Source organism: Novosphingobium sp. 11B (genome assembly GCF_054589055.1).
The window spans coordinates 4,919-6,532 of sequence record NZ_BAAILP010000276.1; the positions used below are offsets into that span (position 1 = coordinate 4,919).

Here is a 1,614-nt window from a genome sequence, read left to right on the forward strand (position 1 = left end):
AAGTTGCCGCCCAGCTTGTTGTTCGCCGCCGCCAGCTTCTCGCCCGGCACGCCGGCGAGGTAGCCGTCGATGATGCGCTGGTAATTGCTGATCAGCCCCTCGACCTGGCTGGAGAGGCGCATGAACTCGAAGCCCGAGGCGTGCAGGCCCTTCTGCTGGAGCGGGATGTTGGAGTAGTCCTGCCGGGGGATCGGCGGGAAGTCCTGGCTGTCGAATGGAAGCACGATGGGTTCCATGACCGGCTCGGGTTCCTGTCCTTCGGGGAAGAAGGTCAGCGACCACAGTTCGAAGAAACAGCTTTCCGGCCCCAGCGGGCGAATGCGGTAGGCCGACATCGAACTGAAGTAAGGCAGCAGGAAATAGTTCGGGAACAGGAACTCGACGGCGTTGATCGGGTCCGACTGCGACACCGCGATGAGGTCGGGAATCGGTTCGCCGCGTTCCTTCAACTGGGCCGAGACCTGGTGCATGACCATGCCCAGCCACATCATCATGGCCTGGCTCTTGTCCTCGGGCAGCCCCTGCGTCGCGTGCTGGAGCGATCTGGCGATCTCCACTTCCTTCTCGTGGAGCATGCCGGCCATGCCTTCGCTGAGCAGTTCCATGTTCTTGATCTGCGCGGCGATGTTTTCCTCGAGGGTCAGCGCGGGGTCGGCCAGCATAGGCGCGCGGCTGGGATTGTCGGCCATCGCGTACATCGAATTGTACATGGTCGGCACCGCGTGTTGCAGCTGCGGGTGCGTCTGCATGACGTGGTAGCCTTCCATGAAGGCTTCCATCGCGATCTTCCAGTTTGCCGGGAGCACCGTGCCGTAGCACCACTCCGCGCGCAGCTTGTGCAGGTTGTGTGCTTCCAGTCGCTCCGCCAACGGGCCGATGCTCTCGCGAACGGAGGGCGCGTCGTCATCGTGGTTGATCCATACGCAGCCGCCGAAGACTTCGGCGCGGCAGGGGATGAGGTTGATGTCGTCCTCGTCCAGCTGGCGCTCGGAGAACAGGTGCTTGCCGTAGACCATGGTGTTCTCGCCATCCATGTTCCAGCGCCAGCCGTGGAAGGGACAGACGAAGCCCGATTTCGCGCAGTTGCCATGCGCCGTCGCGTGCGAGGAGCCCAGTGGTGATCCCCCCGCGAAGGGTACGCCGCGGTGGCGGCAGGCGTTGTTGAAGGCCTTCACGCCGGTCCTGGTGCGCACGATGATGACAGATCTGCCGACGTTCTCGTACTCGATCCAGTCGCCGACCTCGGGAATCTGCTCCTCGCGGCAGGCCATCTGCCAGACGTTGGGCCACAAGTGGTCCAGCTCGGCCTGGTAGAATTCGGGGTCGTAGTAGCGCTTGACCGGGATGCGTTCGGGATCGTCGATCGGGAACGGCACCGGCCGCAGGCCGCCGTCTGCTGATTTGAGCACTTCCCAATACCTCTCGCTGTTACTCTCGTTCGTATTGAACCAGTGTATAGCGTGAGGAGCGGGAGGCAATCACCACCCGCGCGACGGTAATCGCGGGCGCGGTAATTGGAGGCGATCGAGAGAGGCGAGGGGGCTTCGACAAGCTCGCTTGAGCGGAATTTAAAGACCTGATCTCGATACCGCTCAGGCTGAGCTTGTCGAAGCC

General features: G+C 62.7%; 2 protein-coding genes. Both read right to left on the minus strand.

All coding sequences use genetic code 11. The features are described 5' to 3' along the window. Window positions 1-1,409 (minus strand): aromatic ring-hydroxylating oxygenase subunit alpha (locus ACYPYD_RS23870; protein ID WP_459665922.1); only part of this gene is annotated, 1,409 nt, incomplete at its 3' end. Between the two features lie 19 nt (window positions 1,410-1,428). Next, on the minus strand, window positions 1,429-1,614 hold a 186-nt coding region (locus ACYPYD_RS23875; RefSeq protein WP_459665923.1), incomplete at its 5' end, for a hypothetical protein.